We start from the raw sequence: 19,099 nt of genomic DNA, 5'->3' as shown, positions 1-19,099 counted from the left end.
GGTCAGAGGGTGGGCAGGCCGAGGGCCTCGTCCACGCGGGTCAGGACGGCGACGTCGTCGTCCGGGTTGACCCCACGGAGCAGGTCGATGGCCGTGGCCCGCACCTGACCGATGATCATGGCGAGGGGGAGCGTCTGCGTCGGGCCGAAGAGCTGCCCGGCGGTGTGCACGGCGGCGAGCGCCGCCTCGTCCGCCCGCGCGGCGTGCCGGTCGGCCAGGTCGTCCTGCCCGTTCAGGTCCGCGGCGAGCGCCCCGCCGGCCTCGCGGACCGCCTCGGCGAGGCACCGCAGCGCCACGCCCAGCTCCGGCGACACCGGTGTGTGCAGCCGACTCAGCGTCACCCCGGCGCGGGCCAGCACCCGGACGTTGCGGACGGCGTAGTCGATCTGCCGGATGGACTCGTCCACCGACCGCAGCCGCCCGATGTGCCGACGTCGACGGACGTTGAGCCGCAGCGCCTCACCGGCGGCGAGCACACCCTCGCGGAGTCCGTCGACCCGCACGTCCATCCCCCGGGCCTGCGTCAGCGCGGCCATCGCGGCCGACTCGTCACGGTCGTCCAGGGCGTCGGCGATCCCGCCCAGCAGGCCGGCCAGTTCGTCGAACGTCCGGCGCACCTCGGCGACAAGCGGGGCCAGCGGACGCCGGGCGTCGACCAGCAGGCTGGCCGCGAGGGCGACGGTGCCGCCGATCAGGGCGTCGACGAAGCGGAACGGCACCAGCGACCCGTCCGGTGGTGCGACCACCACCAGGTACAGCGCGGACACGGCGGCCTGCACCAGCGTCACACCGGTGGCGCCGAAGGCGACCGCGAGCAGGACGGTGAGCAGGATGACCGTGAACACCGTCCAGGTGCTGCCCGGCCCCAGCGCCTGCACCACCAGGTCGGCGACCAGCACCCCGGCGGCCACCCCGAGGACGACCTCGACGGCCCGGCGGATGCGCTGCCCCCGGGCCTGACCGAGGACGATCAGCGCGGCGGCCGGCGCGAAGAACGGCTGCGGGTGCCCGAGCAGCCGGGTGGCGAGCAGCCAGGCCACGGTCGCGGCGACGGTGGCCTCCAGCACCGGCCGCCAGCCGTGCCGCAGCCGCCCGCCGGCCACCCGCAGGCCACTGAGCCGCAGCATCCACCCACCTCCCGTACGCGCTTCACCCGGCACGACAGGCGTCGCGCCACCTGGCTCACGCGACGTGATCGTCTCCCACGGCGGGGCGGGCCTGGTCACCGGGCTGCGGGGCAACGGCCCCCGGTACGCGGACCGGCGATCACCAACGGGCGGAGAAAACCGAGCTCGACCCAAAACTCCAGAGTAGTTCTGTGTGCCGTTGGCGGCATCGGGTGAAGCCGACAGTTCGCCGGTACAATCGGCGACTGCCTTGTGACTGATCGCTGACTGCTGATGGTGAAAGCGATCACACACACTGATCCCATGAACAGGAGAGTCAACCGCGGTAGGGCACTCCGCGTCGCGGTGTGTCTCGTTCTTCTCGCCGCGCTCAGCGGCTGCATGCAACTCAACATGGGGCTCACCGTCAACGCCGACGACACGGTCGACGGGCAGTTGTTGCTGACGGCCCAGAAGTCGGTGCTGACCTCGCGGAACAAGAACGTCGCGGTCGCCTTCGCGGAGCTGCGGCAGAACATTCCCGCGCTGCCCGCCGGAGAAGAGGTCGGGTACGAGGACGACAAACTCTTCGGCACCCAGATCGCCTACCGCAAGGCGCCGCTCGCCGGTTTCGACACGGAGAGCGTGAAACTGGTCCGCGACGGTGATCTGTACCGATTCTCGCTACCGCTGGATCCGAAGAAATACGGCGGAAAGGTCGCCGAGCAGAATCCACAGAACCAGCAGGCGTTCCTGAAGTTGATGTCGTTCGAGATCTCGGTGACATTTCCCGGCCGGGTGATCGACAGCAATGGCACGGTCAACGGCCGGTCGGTCAGCTGGAAGGTCGACTCCAACCAGGACAAGCCCGCCGAACTGCGTGCCGTCGCCGAGGCGCCGCCCCGGCCCTCGACCTCGCCGGCCGCCGCCGCTGCCGAGGGCGGGTTCCCGTGGCTGCTGGTCGTCGGCGGCGTCCTGGTCGTGGTGCTGCTCGCCGCGGTGGGCGTACTCCTGCTGCGTCGCCGCCGTCCGACGGCGCCGGCCGCGCCCGGTCCGACCTCGCCGGGCCCACCCCCGGGCGCGGCGGGGCCCGGCTGATCCATCCGGTGGCCGGCTCCGGCCGGCCACGCCCGGCCCCGGCCGCCCCGCGACGACGGCGACCGGCCCCGGCGCTCCCCCTCGGACGCGCCGGACCTCACCACCACCACATCCCGGTCGCACCATCGCAGAAAAGGGGGATCGCCGTGAACGATCTCTTCACCTGGGCCGCCCTGGGCAGCCTCGCCGGCGCGAGCGCCGCAACCCTGCTGGCCACCAACGTCATCGGCGGGCTGATCGGGCCCAGCGGCGACAAGCTCCGCAAGTGGATCGCCATCGCCATCGCGCTGCTGCTGTCCTACGTGACCGCCGCGTTCGCCGACGACGCCGGCGGCGAGAAGTGGATCATCGCGTTCTTCAACGCGTTGGTGATCTTCTCGGCCGCGCTCGGCGTCAACCAGTTCCCGCCCGGCAACCGGCAGGCGACCCAGGCGTCGCCGACCCAGGTCGCGCAGGGTCGTGAGCCCCGTGTCTTCCGCTCGTGGGTCTGAGGAGATGTCGTCATGATCTTCGGAATTCTCAGCGCGACGGTCCTGGTGGGCACCGGCGCCACCTTCGGTCTCCTGGCCGGCGGCCCGGTCGGCCTGCTCGTCGGCGCCGTCGTGGGCCTGCTGGTCGGCGCGGTGTTCGGCTGGGCGGTGGCCTCCGCCGGGGTGTACGCCCCGGACGCCCGCGGCATCTTCCTCTTCGTCGTCGACCACACCTGGAGCCTGCTGAACACCGTGGTCGGGGCCGTCTACCTGGCCGTGCACCTGATCTTCGGGCACTCGCTGGACCGACCCACCTCGCTGGGCAGCGGCCGGGTCAGCGTGGTGGAGGGCGTCTCACCGCGCTACGCCACCACCATCGGCACCGTCTGCGCCGGCTCCAGCTCCGGCATCCAGCGTCACGAGGACGTGCACATCTTCCAGGCGCGCCTGCTCGGGCCGCTCTACATCCCGCTGGTGCTGGCGAACTACGTGCTGTTCACCATCGCCCCGATCTGGCTGCTCTACCACGACCACACCAACGCGCCGATCAACCGGTTCACCCGCTACTTCGAGATCGGCGTCTACCCGCACGTGTGGAACGAGGCCATCGCGTACCGGATCCAGGGGACGCCGCCGCGATGACCACCGACGGGCGCGGACCGATCGGGACGGCCACCGCCGCGCTGGCCACCTGGCTGACCAGCGCGGCGGGGCAGGCCGTGCCGATCGGCCCGCCCCGCACCGGCGGCGACGCCGACGGGCTCACCCTCTGGCCCCTGGAACTGCGCCCGGCCCGACAGACCCGCTCCAGCGGCGCGGTCCGCGAACCCTACCGGTTCACGATCCGCTACCTGCTCTGCGTCACCGGGCCGGCCGGGCTGGACCGCCTCGACCGGGTACTCACCGCCGCGACCAGCGAGGGCAGCTACCCGGTGGTGCTGGAGGCCGGCGACGCCACCCTCTGGACCGCGCTCGGCGCCGCGCCCCGACCGGCGCTGCTCATCGACGTACCCGCGCAGGTGGACCATCCGACCCCGGCCGCGCCACCCGTGCTGCGTCCGCTGCGGCTACGCCAACTCGAGGTACGCGCCCTCACCGGCCGGGTGGTCGGCCCCGAGCAGCAGCCACTGGCGGCGATGCGCGTCGACCTTCCCGGCAGCCCGTCCGCCACCCACACCGACTCCGACGGCCGGTTCCTGATCGTCGGCGTCCCGCACGACCCGGACAACCCCGCACCGGTACGGCTGCGACTCACCGGCCGAGGACTCGTGCTCACCGCCGACGTCGACGCGGACGACGACGACATCGTCATCGTCTGCGCGCCACCGACCCACTGACGCCCACCCCGCACAGGAGGACCGATGCCCAGCTACTTCTCCCCCGGCATCTACGTCGAGGAGGTCCCCAGCGGCGCCCGACCCATCGGACCGGCGAGCACCAGCATCGCCGCGTTCGTCGGTGTCGCGCCGAACCGCGGCGCCCACCTGGGCAAGGCGGTACCGGTCAACAACTGGACCGAGTTCCTGCGGCTCTTCGCCGACGGGGACCAGGTGGAGAGCACCCCGCTGGCCCGTGCGGTCTTCGGCTTCCTCGACAACGGCGGCGCCCGCTGCTGGGTGGTCAACGTCGGCGACGGCGGCGCGATCAGCGGCACCGGCAAGCAACGCGGCGGCCTGCAACTGCTGGAGGCCATCGACGAGATCTCCATCATCGCCGCGCCCGGCTTCCACGACGTGGTGGCCCACGAGGCGCTGCTCAGCATGGCCGAACGCACCCGCACCATGGTGGCGATCTGCGACCCGGCCCCCGACATCGACGACATCTCCGCGTTGACCCGCGTCGCCACGCCGTCCTCCGGAAAACCCCCGAAACCCGCCGAGGGTACGGGCAGCGCCCCGGCCGGCCCCGGCGGCGGTGAGGGGCCGGCCGCGTACCGGCCCCGGCAGTCCGAGTTCGGCGCCTTCTACTACCCGTGGCTGCGGGTCCGTGACCCGATCAGCGGGGACCTGGAACTGACCCCGCCGAGCGGTCACCTGGCCGGCATCTGGGCCCGCACCGACGCCCTGCGCGGCGTGCACAAGGCACCCGCCAACGAACCTGTGCGCGGCGCCGTCGACCTGGGCTACCTCGTCACCCGACCCGAACACGACGTGCTCAACCCCAAGGGCGTCAACGTGATCCGCTACTTCGCCGGCGAGGGCATCCGCGTCTGGGGCGCCCGTACGCTCGCCGCCGAGGCCAGCGAGTGGCGCTACCTGAACGTCCGGCGGCTCAGCATCGCCATCGAACAGGCCATCGCCAACGGCACCCGCTGGATGGTCTTCGAACCCAACGACTTCACCCTCTGGCGCTCCATCCGCCGCGACATCGGGGCGTTCCTGACCCGCGTGTGGCGCGACGGCGCGCTGCTCGGACGCAGCCCCGAGGAGGCGTTCTTCGTCAAGTGCGACGAGGAGACCAACCCGCCGGACGTCCGCGACGCCGGAATGGTGATCGCCCACATCGGCATCGCCGTCGTCAAGCCCGCCGAATTCGTGGTGTTCAAGCTGAGCCAGTGGGCCGGCGGCACCGAGACCGAGACGATCGGAGGCTGACATGCCCACCACGGCCGCCCCGCAACCAGGCGCACCGGTCGACCCGTACCGGGCGTACAACTTCAGGCTGCTCATCAACGGCGTCACCAACGGCCACTTCACCGAGATGAGCGGGCTGGAGGTGAACATCCCCGGGCAGCCGTACCGGGAGCACGGCGTCGGCCGGATGCGGATGGTGCCGGGGCAGGCCGAGTACGAGCCGGTGACCCTGCACTTCGGGCTCACCACGTCCCGGGAGCTGTGGGACTGGGTCAACGCCACGGCCCAGGGCACCGTCAACCGCCGCAACGTCTCGGTGGTGCTGCTGGACTCCGTCGGCACCGCCGAGGTGCTGCGGTGGAACCTGATCGACGCCTGGCCCACCCGGTGGCGCGGGGCGCACCTCAACACCCTGAGCCACGAGATCGCCATCGCGTCGCTGACCCTGCGCTACGAGGGCCTGGAGTTGGAGACCGGCGGTGCGACCGCGCCGACACCCGCGTAGCTGGCTGGCCCACCGGCTGCGCTCGGCGGCGGGTGCGGCGCAGCGTCTCGCCGCCCGGGTCGAGTCCGCCGGTGTCGAGTCCGCCCGGGTCGAGTCCGCCCGGGTCGAGTCCGCCGGGGTCGCGGCGCGTCCGCCGGAGGTGCCGCGCCGCTTCGGGGAGCCGCCGCGGCACTGGCTGGACCTGGTGACCGCCCACGCGCCAGGTCTGCTGCGCGATGTCGACCTCGGGCCGCCGGCTGCCGACACCGAGCCGCGCGGTGACGGTGGGCCGCACGACGACCGGCTCGCCGGGTTCGGAGCGGCGGCACCGCTCCCGCACGGCGGCCCCGGTCTCCGGGCCGGTCCGTCCGATGCCGGGACCCGGCCCTTCGTCGACCGGCCACCCACGGTCGGCACGAGCGGCGTGTTCGGCACGAGCGGCCTGCCCGGCACGGGTACCGCGCCCGACACGAGCGGCGTGCCCGACGCGGGTGCGGCAGCCGGCGACAGGGGGACGTCGATTGTGTCCGCGCGACCCGCCCAGCCCGGTGCGAGCGACCGGCCCGTCTCCGGTGGGGCCAGCCGCTCTGCGCGGACCGACGCGGCGGGCTGGCCGGCGCGGACCGGCACGGTGAGCGGCCCCGCCCGGACCGGCGCGGCAAGCTGGCCCGCGCGGACCGGAGCGGTGGCCTGGCCCGCACGGACCGGAGCGGTGACCTGGCCTGCGCGGACCGGAGTGGTGACCTGGCCTGCGCGGACCGGAGCGGCGAGCGGCTCCGGGGAGGCCGACGCGGGCGGCGACCCGGGAACAGCGGGCGGCCCGGAGACGCGCGTCGTCGGGGCTGACGGGCCACGGCCGTCGGCACGCTCCAGCGTGGCGCAGCACGCACCGTGGGCGGGGCGGCCCGGAGCGTCGGACGCCGACCACGGTGTCGAATCCTCGCCGCCGGTGGATCCGGGCCGAGGGCGGACAGCGAGCGGGCCGGATCGGAGGCCTGGCACGGGGTTGCGAGAAGGCGGCTGGCGGGTCGGCGGTGCCGGCCCGATCAGCAGCGGCGAGGCCTCCGACGGGCACCGCCGAGGGACGCGGTCCCCCCACCCGGGGGCGGTGGTCCGACCCGTCACGAGCTGGCACCCCGACTCCCCGTCCCACCCGCCGGCCAGGCCCGCCGCAGTCATGGCGGATCCCGGCCTCCTCGACGACGGCCTCCCTGCACGATCTCCCACCGCCGTCGAACGCTCCGGAGGGCGCGGCGGAGGGCGCGACGCCGGCCCGCACGGCGGGACCGCGTGGGACGGCGTGGCCGTACCCGAGCCTCGCAGCGGGCAGTGGCCCGTCGGACCCGAGTTCACGCCCGGGGCGTCGGCCGTCGACCCGTGGCCGGCGCTGCCGGACGACGAACCCCTGTGGACGGTGGCGGCGTCGGCACCGGACGCGGCGCGGCTCGCCCGCCTCGATCGGGAACAGGCGGGCGACTGATGGAACGCGTGGCCTTCCTCATCGACTCCTCCGGCGAACGGGTGGACTGCCTGCTCAACCCGGAGACCGTGCAGGTGACCCGGCTCGCCGGTGTACGCCGTCGGGGTGTCGCCGACGGGCAGCTCACCGGGGTCGGGCTGGCCGACGACCCGCTGGTGTTCACCGGCGGTGGCCGTACCGAGTTGGTGCTCGACCTGCTGTTCGACGTCGACTTCGTCCAGGCGCAGGTCCGGCCGACCGACGTACGGGTGCTGACACGTCCGCTGTGGATGCTTGCGGAGAACTCCACAGCCGAGCACGGGTGGCTACGGCCGCCGCTGGTTCGGCTGGTCTGGGGCAAGACCTGGAACGTGCCGGGTGTGATCGTGGCGGTGGCGGAGCGGTTCGACGCGTTCACCGGCACCGGGTCGCCCCGGCGGTCGTGGCTGCGGCTCAAGCTCGTCCGGGCGGCCGAGACGGCCGACCAGGCGCAGGCCGGGTTCGCCGAGGAACTGGCCACCGCGGGCACCCCGACCGCCGCACCGGGCAGCGCGGTGGTCGCCGCCGGTGACGGCGCGGCCGAGCCGGGCCGCTCCGGAGTGCGCTTCGACCTGCTGGCCAACGACGCGCTCGGCTCGCCGTTGCGCTGGCGGCTGCTTGCCGAACACAACCGGATCACCGACCCTCTCGCGGTGCCGGCCGGCACCACCCTCGCCGTTCCGCCCCCGGCCGGCGGCACACCCACGGCGGCACCGACCGGATTCGCGCGGGCGGTCGCCGCCGGCACGTCGTTCGTGGGCGCCACGGTCGCGGCCGCCGTGGGCTGGGCCGGCGCGACGCCCGCCCCGGCCGGCGCCGCGCCGACCGGCACCGGTCCGACCGGCACCGCTCCGGGAGGTACGCCGTGACCAGCGTCGCGCCCCGGGCGCTCATCGTCCTGCTGGACGGCGTCGAACTGGCCGCCTCGGCCCACCAGCGGCTGCGCTCCCTGCGGGTGGCGGCACGGCTGGACCAGCCCACCCAGGCCGAGCTGGTGCTCGCCACCACCGCCGGGGTCGGTGCGTTCGACCCGGCGGTACGCCCCGGGACGACGCTCGACGTACGCCTCACCGACCATCCCGACGCCCTGTTCGCCGGGGAGGTCACCGCCGTCGAGGTCGAGTACGCGGCGGACGGCGCGGCGCTGTTGCGGCTGCGGGCGTACGACGCGCTGCACCGGCTGCGCAAGCGTCAGGGGTTGCGGGTCTTCACGTCGGTGACCGCCGCCGACCTGGCCGGGGAGCTGTGCGGCGAGGTCGGGTTGGACGTGGCGGCGCAGGCCGACGGCCCCCGGTTGGAGCGCCTGCTCCAGCACCGGCACAGTGATCTGGAGCTGCTGCGCGAGGTGGCCGGGCGGGCCGGGCTGCACCTGGCCGTCGACGGTGACACGGTCCGGCTGGTGACCCTGGCCGGCTACGGCGAGCCGGTCGCGCTGGCCCTCGGCGCGGGTGTGCACAGCCTGCGCCTGAGCACCAACGCCGACCAGGCGAGCGGTGCCAGCGCCGCGCTGGGCTGGCATCCGCAGCGGGCGGAGCCGATCAGCCAGCAGGCAGACGAGGCGCGCTGCGGCCGACCGGCCGGTGACCGTCCGGACCCGGCCGACGTGGGTGCCGGCGGGGTACGCACCGCCGTCGACCAGCCGGGGCGCAGCGACGACGAGTTGGCGGCGCTGGCCCAGGCGCGACTGGACACCCGGGCGGCGGCGCTGGTCACCGCCGAGGGGGTGGCCGAGGGCGATCCGGCGCTGCGACCCGGCCGGCGGATCGACCTGGGCGGGGTGCCCGAGTCGGTCGCCGGGGCGTACGTGCTGACCGAGGTGGTGCACACCGTGGACGGCGACGGGCACCTGACGCGGTTCTCCACGGTGCCACCGGCGGCCCCGCCGTCCGCCACGACAGGCGCGGTGGTCACCCTCGGCACGGTCACCGACGTCGCCGACCCGGACGGGTTGGGTCGGGTCCGCCTGACCCTGCCGACGTACGGGGACCTGGACGCCGGGTGGCTGGGCGTGCTCTGCCCGGGGGCGGGTCGCGGCAAGGGCCTGGTGGCGCTCCCCGACCCGGACGACACCGTGCTCGTGGTGCTGCCCGGCGGTGAGCCGGCCTCGGGCATCGTGCTGGGCTCGCTGTTCGGCGCCGTCGAGCCGTACGACGCGGGCATCGACGACGGCCGGGCCCGCCGCTGGACGCTGCGGACCGCCGGCGGGCAGTCGATCGTGGTCGACGACGTGCGGCGCAGTCTGCGCCTGGGCGTCGAGGGCGGCAGCTTCCTGGAGCTGACCCCCGAGCTGGCCACCCTGCACGCCGCGTCCGACCTGGTGATCTCCGCGCCCGGGCGGGCCCTGGTGGTACGCGCCCGCAGCGTGGACTTCCTGCACGCCGAGTCGACCGAGGACCCGAGCACCGCGGCGCGGCAGGCCCGTTCGCTCGCCCGCGCCCACCACGAAGGAGGCGGCTGATGCGCTGGATCCACCGCGACTCGGTGATCACCTGCGACCACGACGGCCGCGTGGAGAACCGGCCGTCGCAGCAGTGGGTGACGGTCACCGCCGTGCCGGTGCTGGTCGACGACGACCCGGAGGGACGGAAGATCATCGCCTGTCCGAACTACGGCCCGACCATCAAGCCGTGCACGAGGACGGAGTCCCTGCGCGTCGGCTACAGCGACTGGCTGCGCATCGACGGGCACCGGGTGGTGCTCGACAACCTGGAGGGATTCACCAACGGGACACCACCCAACGCGGTCCATCACACGGTGCGCGACCCCGCTCAGGGGTTCCTGGGGGCGGACCGGTGAGGGCCTTCCGGTTCGTCGGCGCCGGCTTCGACGCCGGCCGTACCGGTGGGTTGGCGCTCACCGCGGCCGGGGGCCTGGCGATGACCGACGGCGACGAGAGCGTACGCCAGGCGTTGTTCCTGCTGTTGTCGACGACGCCCGGTGAGCGGCTGATGCGGCCCGGGTACGGCTCGCGGCTGCACCGGCTGGTGTTCGCGCCGAACGACGACACGACCGCGGGGCTGGCCATCCACTACGTCCGGCAGGCCATCGCCCGGTGGGAACCCCGGGTCGAGGTCATCGACGTCGACGCCGGGCCGGACCCGGACGACGCGTGGCGGCTGGTGATCCGCCTGGACTACCGGGTGCGGGCCAGCCTCACCCCCGGACAACTGGTCTTCTCCGTGGACCTGCTGCCGGCCGACGAACCCGAGCAGGGAGGCTCGTCATGACGCTGCCCGTGCCGCACCTGGACGACCGTGGATTCCTCGACCTCGTCACCGAGGCCCGGGAACGGATCCAACAGTCCTGCCCGGCGTGGACCGACCTGTCCGCGCACGACCCGGGGATGGCCCTGGTGGAGGCGTTCGCCCACCTGACCGAGGTGATGATCTACCGACTGAACCAGTTGCCGGAGAAGGCGTACGTCTCGTTTCTGAACCTGCTCGGGGTGGCCCGGCACGCGCCGACGGCGGCCTGGGCGGACGTCCTGTTCACCCGCGCGGGCACCGACCGCGCGGCGGTGCGGATCCCGGCCGGGCTGCGGGTCGCGGCAGCCCGGGGCGCCGACCCCCGGCCCGTCGTGTTCGTCACCACCGAACCGGCGGTGCTGCCCGCCGGCGAGGCGTCGGTGCTCGTGCGGATGCACCACTGCGAGCCGGTCGAGGCCGAGTTGCTCGGCGTCGGCACCGGCCAGCCGGGACAGGTGCTGCGCGCGGCCCGCGCCCCGCTGGCGCACACCGCCGAGCCGCTGGACCTGCTGCTCGGCGTCGAGGTGCCGGCCGGCACGGTGGAGCTGGGCGCGGCGGCCCGGGAGCACGACGGCCGCACGTTCGAGATCTGGCGACCGGTGGACAGCTTCGCGGGTCTCGGCCCGCAGGCCAAGGCGTACCTGGTGGACCGGTGCTCGGGCACCGTCACCTTCGCCCCGGCCCTGGACCTGCGCTCCCCCGGAGAGGCCACCACGGGCGCCCCGGTCACCGTGGCGGCGGTGCCGCCGGCCGGGCGCCAGGTCCGGCTCTGGTACCGGGCCGGCGGGGGGCCGACCGGCAACGTGGCGGCGGGCACGCTGAGCAGCCTGCGCGACCCGCTGCCCGGGGTACGGGTGGACAACCCGGAGCCGGCCGCCGGTGGCCGGGACATGGAGGCGTTGGAGTCGGTGCTGCTGCGCGGCCCGTACGAGTTCTTCGCCCAGCAACGGGCGGTCACCGCCCGCGACTTCGAGGTGCTGGCCACCAGCTCCGGCGCGGTGGCGCGGGCGCGGGCGTTCACCCGGGCGGCGGTGTACAGCTTCGCCCGCCCGGGAGAGGTCGAGGTGGTGCTGGTGCCGTACGTGCCGGAGGCCGCCCGCCCGGGTGGTCGGCTGCCGGTGGCGGTGCTGCGCGAGCACGAGGTGCCCGAGGCGCGGCACCTGGTGGAGACGGACCTGGAGCAGCGCCGGATGGTCGGCATCCGGTCCCGGGCAACCTGGGCCCGGTTCAAGGCGGTGTCGGTACGCGCCCGGGTGGTGGTGCGGCGGGAGGAGGACGTCGACGCGGTCCGCCGGCGGATCCACGACCGGCTGCACCAGACGTTGAGCCCGCTGCCCACCGCGCTCAACCCGACCGGTTGGCCGTTCGGGGAGCCGCTGCGGGCGTCGAACGTGTACCGGATGCTGGAGCACGCCGAGCCGGGCGTGCGGTACGTCGAGTCGGTCCGGTTCGTGGTGGACGAGGCGCCGGACGCCGACGTCCGCGCCCTCGCGGTCGACCAGTACCAGCCCCGCACCTGGTACGCCGGCCGTGGTGCGGTGCTGTTCCGCTCCAGCAACGCCGGGGCGGGCTGGGAGCCGACCGGCCGGTTCGACGGCGAGACGGTGCTGCGGGTGGCGCCCGCGCCGGCGCCGGTGCGGCCGGGCATCGTGCCCCGGGCCGGCGCGGTGGCCGTGGTGACGCTGCGCGCGTCCGGCGGTTCCCGGGTGCACCTGAGCACCGACCTGGGTGAGACGTGGTCGCTGCTCACCGACCTGGACTCGCGCATCTCCGACGTGGCTTGGTTGGACCGCGACGGCGCGGGAGCGCTGCTGGTGGCCACCGACACCGGCCTGTACGAGGTGTCGCTGCTGCCCGGGGCGGTGCCGTTGCAGATCCTGGTGGACCCGTCCGACGCCGACCGGGGGTTCTACGCGGTGCGCGCGTTCGTCTCCGAGCGGGGCGCGCCAGGTGTGGCGGTGGCGGCGCAGGCCGGCTTCGGGGTGTACCTGTCGACCGCCGGCGGCCGGCCGGGCAGCTTCACGCACATCGGGCTGGCCAACGTGGACAACCGCGTCCTCGCCGTGCAGTACGACGGACCGGCCACGCTGCTGTGGAGCGGCGCCGGCGAGCCGGACCCGAAGAAGCCCGGTCAGGGCTGCCACCGCGCCCGGCTGTTCGAGTCGGACGTGAAGTGGCAGTCCGTGCAGGCCGGCTGGATCGGCGGCACCTGCCGGGAGCTGGCGTTCGCCGGCCAGCAGGCGGTGGCGGCCACCCAGAGCGGCGGTGTGGTGCGGCTCGACACCCTGGCCGCCCAACCGCAGTGGCTGCCGGTGTCGGTCAACTGCGGCCTGCCGCTGCGCGACCGCACCCGGTTCGTGCCGGTGGACGCCATCGCCGTGGCCGGCCCGGCGACCGCGACCGGCGGCACGGGCGGCGGGACGGCCGGCGGCGACCGGCTGATCCTGGCCGGCGGCGAGCGGGGTGTGCACCGCAGCGTCGACGCCGTCGAGTGGACGCCCAGCGCCAACCAGGCCACCGCCGACGTGGTGACCGTTCCGGACACGTGGCTGCTCTGCTCCGGCGAGCACGACATCGAGGTGGTGCGTCAGGATGCGACGCTCGGCGATTGAACGGCTGCTGCCCGCCGCCTACCAGCGGGCGTGCGTGCCGGGCAGCGTGCTGTGGGCGCTGCTGGACGTGATGGAGCACCTGCACGCCCCCGACGAGGCGATCCTCGCCGAGGTGGATGCCCTGTTCGACCCGTACCGGGCGCCGGAGCACCTGGTCGTGCGGTTGACCCGCTGGGTGGCGATGGACCACGTGGTGGCGTCACCCCGACCGGACGCCCCGCTGCCGCTGCCGGTGGGCCGGCTCCGGGACCTGGTGGCCAACGGCGCGTTGCTGGCCCGCTGGCGCGGCACCCCGTACGGGCTGCGTCGTGCCCTGGAGCTGGCCAGCGGGTCGACGGGGTTCGTCATCGACGAGCCCACCGAGCGGCCCTTCCACATCGTGGTACGGGTGCCGGCGTCCGCCGCCGGCCAGCTCGCCGTGCTCACCCGCATCGTCGAGGCGGAGAAACCCGCCTCGACCACCGTCGACATCGTCGTGGAAGAGGAGTCGTCATGACCACCGAGTGGGCGGTCGTCGCCGCCGCCGAGCAGTTCACCCTCGACCCGCGCAACAGCGGCGAGCTGACCTTCACCGTCTCCAACCCGGGCAACGCGCCGGACACCGTGGTGTTCGACGTGGCTCCCGGCGACGGTTCGCAGCGGGCGTGGTTCACGGTGGCCGAGCCGCAGCGGGTGGTACCCGGGCAGGGCTCGGTGTCGTTCCTGGTCAAGGTGGCCGTGCCGGCCGGCACCCCGCCCCGGCGCTACGACATGACCGGGTTCGCGTACTCGGCGAACACCGCGCCAGAGGAGAGTTCCCGGTCCAGCGGCCGGGTCACCTACGAGGTGAAGGCGGTCGCCCCGCCCCGGCGTACCCCGTGGTTGTGGATCGCCGTCGCGGCCGTGATGGTGCTGGTGGTGGTGACCGTCGGGGTGGTGCTGGTGACCCGCGACGGCGACCCGGCCCCCGGCGAGCCGCGGGTGGTCACCGTCGAGGCGGAGAGCCTGGTGGACGGCGCGGTGATCACGTCGCCGCAGAAGAGCAAGGCGGCCGTGGGTGCGCAGCCCAACTGCTGCGGGGTGACCTGGTCCGGGGACAGGCAGCTCTTCTTCACGGGCCTGGCGATCGGCGACCAGGTCACCGTGACGGTGCAGATCCCGGCCGACGGCACCTGGCGGTTCGCCACGGTGCGGACCACGGCCCCCGACTACGCCAACACCGTCTTCACCATCGACGGCAGCCAGGTGGGCGGCACGTTCCTCGGCTTCACACCGAAGGTGCAGAAGACGGACTTCCTGGACGTCGGAACGGTCCGGCTGGCCAAGGGACCGCACCAGGTCACGCTGCTGGTGGTCGGCAAGACACAGGGCACGAACTCCTACTTCGCCGGGGTGGACACGATCCGGTTCACCGAGCTCGTCGCGCAGGCCGTCGCGCGATGAGCGGACGGCAGAAGGTTCTGCTGGGGCTGCTCGCCGTCGCGCTGGTGGGCCTGTTCGTGGTCGCGGTCGGCGCGGGCGACGACGACCGGGGCGACCCGGGGGCGCGGCACGGCCTGGTGGACCGGTTGGGCGCGCTGGGCGGCGGACGCTCCGCGGTGGACCCGGCGACAGTCGACGCCGACTGCGCCGACGACGCGGGCCGGCTGGTGTTCTCCGGCGGCTGCGTGGTGCGGGTCGCCGACCCGGGCGGGCTGCGCACGCTGGTGCTACGCAGCGCGGCACCGTTCACGGTCGTCGCGCCGGCGCCCGGGGACGCCGACCTGACCATCCGCGACGACGTCGAGCCGGCCCCGGACGGCACCGGGGCGGTGGCGAAGGTCGCCGTCGACCAGGCCACCGAGGTGGGCCTGCGCTGTCCCGGCCTGGGCGGCTGCACCGTCCTCGTGGCCACCTCGTGACCGAAGGGGAGGGACACCGCCGTGGGTGACCTGCGCAAGCCGTTCCTGCTGCTGGCGATGCTCGCCATCGTCCTGGCCCTCGGGGTGGAGCTGGGCGCCGGGCTGCTGCTCGGCGGCGCCGACGCCGGTTCGGCGCTTGCCGACAGCGCTGGCGCGCTCGACGTGCAGATCGACGACGTGTCCGGGGTGAGCGAGCCGTCCGGTCGGGGCACCGGCTACCTGGCGCTGGTCGACGCGGTGGCGGTCTGGAGCACCGGGCTGTTCTGCCTGGGCCTGCTCCTGCCCGAACGCGTCCAGGGCCGGGTGCAGGGCGTCGCCAGCCTGATCTTCTCGATCATCCTGATCATCGTCGGGCTCGTCGCGCTGGTCGTCGCGTTCGTGGAGCTGTCCATCATGGTGTCGCTGTTCCTGGCCGTCCCGTTCGGCACCCTCGCGTACCTGGCCCTGTGGGGGTTCTTCCCGGTCGGCGAGGCGTCCGTGCTGCTGGGGCTGGTGCTGCTGCTCAAGCTGCTCTGGGCGGGGCTGCTGGTGCTGGCGCAGCCGCGCTTCCTGCAGAACAAGGGCCTCGTCCTGCTGATCCTCACCACGCTGCTGTGCACCGTCGTGCTGGAGTTCCTGCACAACCTCGTACCGGTGATCCTGGTCAGCATCGTCGACGACGTGGCGGCGCTGGTCTTCGCGGTGGTCGCCATCATCTGGGGGCTGGTGCTGCTGATCGGTTCGATCCCGGCGATCGTCAAGGCCGTCCGGGTGACCGCCGCCCTGCCCACCCGCTGAGGAGGGTTCGGTGTGTCACGGCGTACCCGCGACCAGGGCCCTGGCCCGGTCCCGGTCGATCGTCCCGTCCAGCACCCACACCCGGTAGCGGCCGTGCCGGGTCGCGCCGGCCGGCACCACCGCCGGCCGGTCGAACGCGAACGCCACGCAGACCCCCGGGTACATCGCCGTCCGCACGAACCACCGGTCGCCGGGACCGAGGCCCGCGAAGACCAGGGTGTACGCGCCGCCGCCCGGCCCGGTGCCGGTCAGCGCGAGCCACGGCGCCGCACTGCCGTTGACCGCCTCCTCCCCCGTGGCGTCGGCCGTGAACACCGTCGGCTCGCCGTCGGCGGCGGCCCGCCAGAAGAACCCCCCGTAGCCGGCCCCGCCGGGGCGACCATTGGTGGCCGGGCTGCCCAGGTGCACCGCCCGGTCGGCGGGGGCGGTCAGCGCGGAGTCCAGGTCGAGGCGCCAGACGTCCGGCGCGAGGGCCGACGCGGCGAGCCGACGCCGCTCGGTGAGCAGCACCCGTCCGTGCGGGTCGCGCCAGTGCAGCTCGTGCGCCAGCCGGTCGTCGGCCCGCTCCCACCAGCCGGTGTGGGCGATGACCCCGTGGTCGTCGCGCCAGGTGTAGCCGACGTCGCGGACGTACGTGCGCCCGCCCCAGAGGTTGGTGCCGTCGACGTCCTGCACGGCCAGGGAGGCGCCGAGGTGCCAGACGTGGTCGGCGGGCAGCGCGTCGGTGACCACGGTGCCGGCACGGGTGCGCACCGGGTGCAGGTACGGCCGGGGTCCGTGCCGCGCGTCGAGCGCCGGGTCGAGCACGTACCGGGCCACCTCCGTGGACCCGAGCAGGAGCAGCGCCGTCTCCCAGTCCCCGTTCATGGCAGGCCCGCGCGGGCGGGGGCCGCCAGCCGGCGGGCGACGGCGTGCAGGGCGGCCACGGTGTAGCCGGCGAGGATCGGCACCGCCACCGGCGTGACGAGGACGGCGAGCGCTCCGGCCAGCACCGCCACCCCGCTCAACGCCGCCCACCGCGCGGGCGCGTCCAGGCAGGCGCGGGCGGCGGTGCGCGCCGCGGTGCGCCAGCGGGCGCCGCCGCCCACCTCGACCACGACCAGCCCCGCGTACCCGGCCAGGGCGGCCGTGACAAGCACGGTCACCAGCAGCGCCGGCGGGCCGCCGGGCACCCGGCCGGTCGCCAGCGCGGCCAGGTCGGCGGCGAGCAGCCCGGCCACGGCCAGGGCGACGAGGCTCACCGGTACGCCTGGCAGCACCGCCCCGCCGAACCGGCGCAGGGTGGTGCGCGCCGACGGCCACCCGCCGGTACGCGTCCAGGTGTGCACGGCCGCGCTGGCTGTGCCCGCCGCGGCGGCCGCGGTGAGCAGCGGCGCCGCCGCGAGGGTCAGCAGGATGCCGAGCAGCGCCAGGTCGGCGGCGTCGCGGGCGACGTCGCGCCACTCCCGCCGCCCGCCGGCGTCGGCGGTTTCAGCCCTTGATGCCACTGGTGTTGATCCCCTCGACGAGCATCCGTTGGAACGCGACGAAGAACAGGAAGACCGGCAGCAGGGACAGCACCGACATGGCGAACATCGGGCCGACGGCGCTCTGACTCGTCGAGTCGATGAACAGGGTCAACGCGACAGGCACGGTGTAGTCCTCCAGTTGGGACAGGAAGACCAGCTGGCGGAAGAAGTCGTTCCACGTCCAGATGAAGGAGAAGATCGCGGTGGTGACCAGCGCGGGGCGGCTCAGCGGCAGGATGATGTGCCGGAAGATGCCGAACGGGCCGGCGCCGTCGATCCGGGCCGCCTCGTCCAACTCCCGGGGTACGCCCCGCATGAACTGCACCATGAGGAAGACGAAGAACGCCTCGGTGGCCAGGAACTGCGGGATGAGCAGCGGCAGGTACGGCCAGTCGCCGCCGACCAGCCCGAGCGTGCGGAACAGGATGTACTGGGGCACGATCAGCACGTGCTGGGGCAGCAGCAGCGTGCCGATCATGACGGCGAACCACACGCCCCGCAGCCGGAACCGCAGCCGGGCGAAGGCGTACGCGGCCAGCAGGCAGGAGAGCCCGTTGCCGACGACGGTGAGCAGGCTGACCATGGCGCTGTTGAGGAAGAACCGGCCGAAGCTGACGTCGAAGTTGGACCACCCGGCGGTGTAGTTCCCCGGGGTGAACCGCTCCGGCAGCAGCCCCACGTTGTTGACGATCTCCTCCTGGGACTTCACCGACGTGCCGATCATCCAGATCAGCGGGTAGAGCACCACGGCGACGATCGCCACCAGGATCAGCAGCCGAAGGAGGGGACGGCCGCCCGGCCGTCGGCGCGTGGTCGGCGTCGGTACGTCCGCCGTCGGGGTCACCGCCACCATCACCGGTCCTCCCCGTCGGAGTAGTGCACCCAGAACCGTCCGGTGCTGAAGAAGATCACGGTGATCACCGCGATGGCGAGCAGGAACACCCAGGCCATGGCTGACGCGTAGCCCATCTCGAGGTCGGTGAAGCCGGTGATGTAGAGGTTCAGCGTGTACATGAGGGTGGAGTCGACCGGGCCGCCGGTGCCGTTGCTGAGCACGAACGCGGCGGTGAAGCCCTGGAATCCGTTGATCGTCTCCAGCACCAGGTTGAAGAAGATGACCGGGGAGAGCATCGGCAGGGTGACGTTGCGGAACTGCCGGAACCGCCCGGCCCCGTCGACCGAGGCGGCCTCGTACAGCTCGGTGGGCACCTGCTTCAGGCCGGCCAGGAAGATCACCATCGGTGCGCCGAACTGCCAGATGGCCAGCACCATCAGGGTCTGAAGTGCCCAGTCCGGGTCGTTGACCCAGGGCTTGCCCTGGATGCCGAAGAGGCTCAGGAACGAGTTGAACGCGCCGTCGCGGTTGAACATGTTGACCCAGACGATGGCCAGCGCGACGCTGCCGCCGAGCAGCGACGGCAGGTAGAACAGCCCGCGGAACAGCCCGACGCCGCGCCAGGCGCGGTTGAGCAGCAGCGCCACGCCGAGCGCGGCGGCGAGCTTGAGCGGTACGGCGATCAGCGCGAACGTCGCGGTGACCCGTACGGCGTGCCAGTACGACGGGTCGGCGGTGAACATCCGCTCGTAGTTGGCCAAGCCCACCCACTGCACCTCGGAGAACGGGGTGAGGATGTCGTAGTTGGTGAAGCTCAGGTAGAGCGACAGCAGCATGGGGACCGCCGTGACACCCATCAGGCCGATGAGCCACGGCGACAGGAAGACGTACCCCGCCAGACCTTCGCTGTGCCGGAGGCCGGGCCCACGCCTCGCGGCGTGGGCCCGGTCGGTTCCGGGACCGCGTCGGGTCGGGTCGGGTGCCGTGGTCAGCGCCACGAGCAGCTCCTCTCC

General features: G+C 73.8%; 21 protein-coding genes. 16 read left to right on the top strand and 5 right to left on the bottom strand.

Features of this window, described 5'->3' with window-relative positions:
- Positions 1-2: 2 nt before the first annotated feature.
- On the bottom strand, positions 3-1,127 hold the full coding sequence (locus ABZS77_RS21105; RefSeq protein ID WP_354825248.1) for an FUSC family protein: 1,125 nt from the start codon (positions 1,125-1,127) through the stop codon (positions 3-5).
- A 303-nt stretch (positions 1,128-1,430) separates the two neighbouring features.
- On the opposite strand from ABZS77_RS21105, the gene ABZS77_RS21100 reads away from it, so the two are divergent.
- From ABZS77_RS21100 to ABZS77_RS21025, 16 genes are all read left to right on the top strand, one after another.
- Positions 1,431-2,204, top strand: a complete 774-nt coding sequence (locus tag ABZS77_RS21100) for a DUF3153 domain-containing protein (protein WP_354825245.1) — start codon at positions 1,431-1,433, stop codon at positions 2,202-2,204.
- Between the two features lie 146 nt (positions 2,205-2,350).
- On the top strand, positions 2,351-2,695 hold the full coding sequence (locus ABZS77_RS21095; protein ID WP_139583366.1) for a hypothetical protein: 345 nt from the start codon (positions 2,351-2,353) through the stop codon (positions 2,693-2,695).
- Between the two features lie 12 nt (positions 2,696-2,707).
- On the top strand, positions 2,708-3,316 hold the full coding sequence (locus tag ABZS77_RS21090; protein ID WP_354825242.1) for a glycine zipper family protein: 609 nt from the start codon (positions 2,708-2,710) through the stop codon (positions 3,314-3,316).
- Positions 3,313-4,011 (top strand): carboxypeptidase regulatory-like domain-containing protein, encoded by a 699-nt coding sequence (locus tag ABZS77_RS21085; protein ID WP_354825239.1) that lies wholly within the window; start codon positions 3,313-3,315, stop codon positions 4,009-4,011. Before ABZS77_RS21090 ends, ABZS77_RS21085 begins: the two co-directional genes overlap by 4 nt.
- A gap of 24 nt (positions 4,012-4,035) precedes the next feature.
- The gene (locus ABZS77_RS21080; protein ID WP_354825236.1) at positions 4,036-5,268 is read left to right on the top strand and encodes a phage tail sheath subtilisin-like domain-containing protein; all 1,233 of its coding nucleotides are present in this window, start codon (positions 4,036-4,038) and stop codon (positions 5,266-5,268) included.
- Between the two features lies 1 nt (position 5,269).
- Positions 5,270-5,752, top strand: a complete 483-nt coding sequence (locus ABZS77_RS21075) for a phage tail protein (protein WP_139583370.1) — start codon at positions 5,270-5,272, stop codon at positions 5,750-5,752.
- Positions 5,753-7,031: 1,279 nt separating this feature from the next.
- Positions 7,032-7,211, top strand: a complete 180-nt coding sequence (locus ABZS77_RS21070; protein ID WP_354825233.1) for a hypothetical protein — start codon at positions 7,032-7,034, stop codon at positions 7,209-7,211.
- Complete coding sequence (locus tag ABZS77_RS21065) at positions 7,211-8,098, top strand: hypothetical protein (protein WP_354825230.1); 888 nt, start codon at positions 7,211-7,213, stop codon at positions 8,096-8,098. Before ABZS77_RS21070 ends, ABZS77_RS21065 begins: the two co-directional genes overlap by 1 nt.
- Positions 8,095-9,687: a phage baseplate assembly protein V gene (locus ABZS77_RS21060; protein WP_354825227.1), complete on the top strand. Its 1,593-nt coding sequence runs from the start codon at positions 8,095-8,097 to the stop codon at positions 9,685-9,687. Before ABZS77_RS21065 ends, ABZS77_RS21060 begins: the two co-directional genes overlap by 4 nt.
- Complete coding sequence (locus tag ABZS77_RS21055; protein WP_354825224.1) at positions 9,687-10,025, top strand: hypothetical protein; 339 nt, start codon at positions 9,687-9,689, stop codon at positions 10,023-10,025. The genes ABZS77_RS21060 and ABZS77_RS21055 overlap by 1 nt, the downstream gene beginning before the upstream one ends.
- Positions 10,022-10,456, top strand: a complete 435-nt coding sequence (locus tag ABZS77_RS21050) for a GPW/gp25 family protein (RefSeq protein ID WP_139583374.1) — start codon at positions 10,022-10,024, stop codon at positions 10,454-10,456. The genes ABZS77_RS21055 and ABZS77_RS21050 overlap by 4 nt, the downstream gene beginning before the upstream one ends.
- The gene (locus ABZS77_RS21045; RefSeq protein ID WP_354825221.1) at positions 10,453-13,086 is read left to right on the top strand and encodes a putative baseplate assembly protein; all 2,634 of its coding nucleotides are present in this window, start codon (positions 10,453-10,455) and stop codon (positions 13,084-13,086) included. Before ABZS77_RS21050 ends, ABZS77_RS21045 begins: the two co-directional genes overlap by 4 nt.
- Positions 13,067-13,582 carry a phage tail protein gene (locus ABZS77_RS21040; RefSeq protein WP_354825218.1) on the top strand — a complete coding sequence of 172 codons (516 nt, stop codon included), beginning with the start codon at positions 13,067-13,069 and terminating at the stop codon, positions 13,580-13,582. The genes ABZS77_RS21045 and ABZS77_RS21040 overlap by 20 nt, the downstream gene beginning before the upstream one ends.
- Positions 13,579-14,508, top strand: coding sequence for a hypothetical protein (locus tag ABZS77_RS21035; protein ID WP_354825215.1), 930 nt, complete (start codon positions 13,579-13,581; stop codon positions 14,506-14,508). Before ABZS77_RS21040 ends, ABZS77_RS21035 begins: the two co-directional genes overlap by 4 nt.
- Positions 14,505-14,966, top strand: coding sequence for a hypothetical protein (locus ABZS77_RS21030; RefSeq protein ID WP_354825212.1), 462 nt, complete (start codon positions 14,505-14,507; stop codon positions 14,964-14,966). Before ABZS77_RS21035 ends, ABZS77_RS21030 begins: the two co-directional genes overlap by 4 nt.
- Before the next feature lie 21 nt (positions 14,967-14,987).
- On the top strand, positions 14,988-15,743 hold the full coding sequence (locus tag ABZS77_RS21025) for a hypothetical protein (RefSeq protein WP_354825209.1): 756 nt from the start codon (positions 14,988-14,990) through the stop codon (positions 15,741-15,743).
- A gap of 15 nt (positions 15,744-15,758) precedes the next feature.
- Here the strand turns inward: ABZS77_RS21025 and ABZS77_RS21020 are convergent, their stop codons facing one another.
- The 4 genes from ABZS77_RS21020 to ABZS77_RS21005 are packed head-to-tail and all read right to left on the bottom strand — an operon-like array spanning position 15,759 to position 19,084.
- Entirely contained in the window at positions 15,759-16,610 is an 852-nt protein-coding gene (locus tag ABZS77_RS21020; RefSeq protein ID WP_354825206.1) for a PmoA family protein, read from the bottom strand.
- Positions 16,607-17,230: a hypothetical protein gene (locus ABZS77_RS21015; protein ID WP_354825203.1), complete on the bottom strand. Its 624-nt coding sequence runs from the start codon at positions 17,228-17,230 to the stop codon at positions 16,607-16,609. The genes ABZS77_RS21020 and ABZS77_RS21015 overlap by 4 nt, the downstream gene beginning before the upstream one ends.
- On the bottom strand, positions 17,214-18,104 hold the full coding sequence (locus tag ABZS77_RS21010) for a carbohydrate ABC transporter permease (protein ID WP_354825405.1): 891 nt from the start codon (positions 18,102-18,104) through the stop codon (positions 17,214-17,216). The genes ABZS77_RS21015 and ABZS77_RS21010 overlap by 17 nt, the downstream gene beginning before the upstream one ends.
- Positions 18,104-19,084 (bottom strand): sugar ABC transporter permease, encoded by a 981-nt coding sequence (locus ABZS77_RS21005; protein ID WP_354825201.1) that lies wholly within the window; start codon positions 19,082-19,084, stop codon positions 18,104-18,106. The genes ABZS77_RS21010 and ABZS77_RS21005 overlap by 1 nt, the downstream gene beginning before the upstream one ends.
- Between the last annotated feature and the right edge of the window lie 15 nt (positions 19,085-19,099).

Origin of the sequence: Micromonospora sp. NPDC005298 (assembly GCF_040607375.1) — a bacterium.
Classification (GTDB): domain Bacteria; phylum Actinomycetota; class Actinomycetes; order Mycobacteriales; family Micromonosporaceae; genus Micromonospora.
This window is presented reverse-complemented; position numbering and strand designations above follow the sequence as displayed.

What these genes read in the sequence shown, in the direction of transcription:
- ABZS77_RS21075 (WP_139583370.1), top strand. Translation starts at nt 5,270, where the DNA reads ATGCCCACCACGGCCGCCCCGCAACCAGGCGCACCGGTCGACCCGTAC.
- ABZS77_RS21020 (WP_354825206.1), bottom strand. Translation starts at nt 16,610, where the DNA reads ATGAACGGGGACTGGGAGACGGCGCTGCTCCTGCTCGGGTCCACGGAG.
- ABZS77_RS21090 (WP_354825242.1), top strand. Translation starts at nt 2,708, where the DNA reads ATGATCTTCGGAATTCTCAGCGCGACGGTCCTGGTGGGCACCGGCGCC.
- ABZS77_RS21035 (WP_354825215.1), top strand. Translation starts at nt 13,579, where the DNA reads ATGACCACCGAGTGGGCGGTCGTCGCCGCCGCCGAGCAGTTCACCCTC.
- ABZS77_RS21105 (WP_354825248.1), bottom strand. Translation starts at nt 1,127, where the DNA reads ATGCTGCGGCTCAGTGGCCTGCGGGTGGCCGGCGGGCGGCTGCGGCAC.
- ABZS77_RS21045 (WP_354825221.1), top strand. Translation starts at nt 10,453, where the DNA reads ATGACGCTGCCCGTGCCGCACCTGGACGACCGTGGATTCCTCGACCTC.
- ABZS77_RS21080 (WP_354825236.1), top strand. Translation starts at nt 4,036, where the DNA reads ATGCCCAGCTACTTCTCCCCCGGCATCTACGTCGAGGAGGTCCCCAGC.
- ABZS77_RS21030 (WP_354825212.1), top strand. Translation starts at nt 14,505, where the DNA reads ATGAGCGGACGGCAGAAGGTTCTGCTGGGGCTGCTCGCCGTCGCGCTG.
- ABZS77_RS21065 (WP_354825230.1), top strand. Translation starts at nt 7,211, where the DNA reads ATGGAACGCGTGGCCTTCCTCATCGACTCCTCCGGCGAACGGGTGGAC.
- ABZS77_RS21055 (WP_354825224.1), top strand. Translation starts at nt 9,687, where the DNA reads ATGCGCTGGATCCACCGCGACTCGGTGATCACCTGCGACCACGACGGC.
- ABZS77_RS21010 (WP_354825405.1), bottom strand. Translation starts at nt 18,104, where the DNA reads ATGGTGGCGGTGACCCCGACGGCGGACGTACCGACGCCGACCACGCGC.
- ABZS77_RS21040 (WP_354825218.1), top strand. Translation starts at nt 13,067, where the DNA reads ATGCGACGCTCGGCGATTGAACGGCTGCTGCCCGCCGCCTACCAGCGG.
- ABZS77_RS21085 (WP_354825239.1), top strand. Translation starts at nt 3,313, where the DNA reads ATGACCACCGACGGGCGCGGACCGATCGGGACGGCCACCGCCGCGCTG.
- ABZS77_RS21100 (WP_354825245.1), top strand. Translation starts at nt 1,431, where the DNA reads ATGAACAGGAGAGTCAACCGCGGTAGGGCACTCCGCGTCGCGGTGTGT.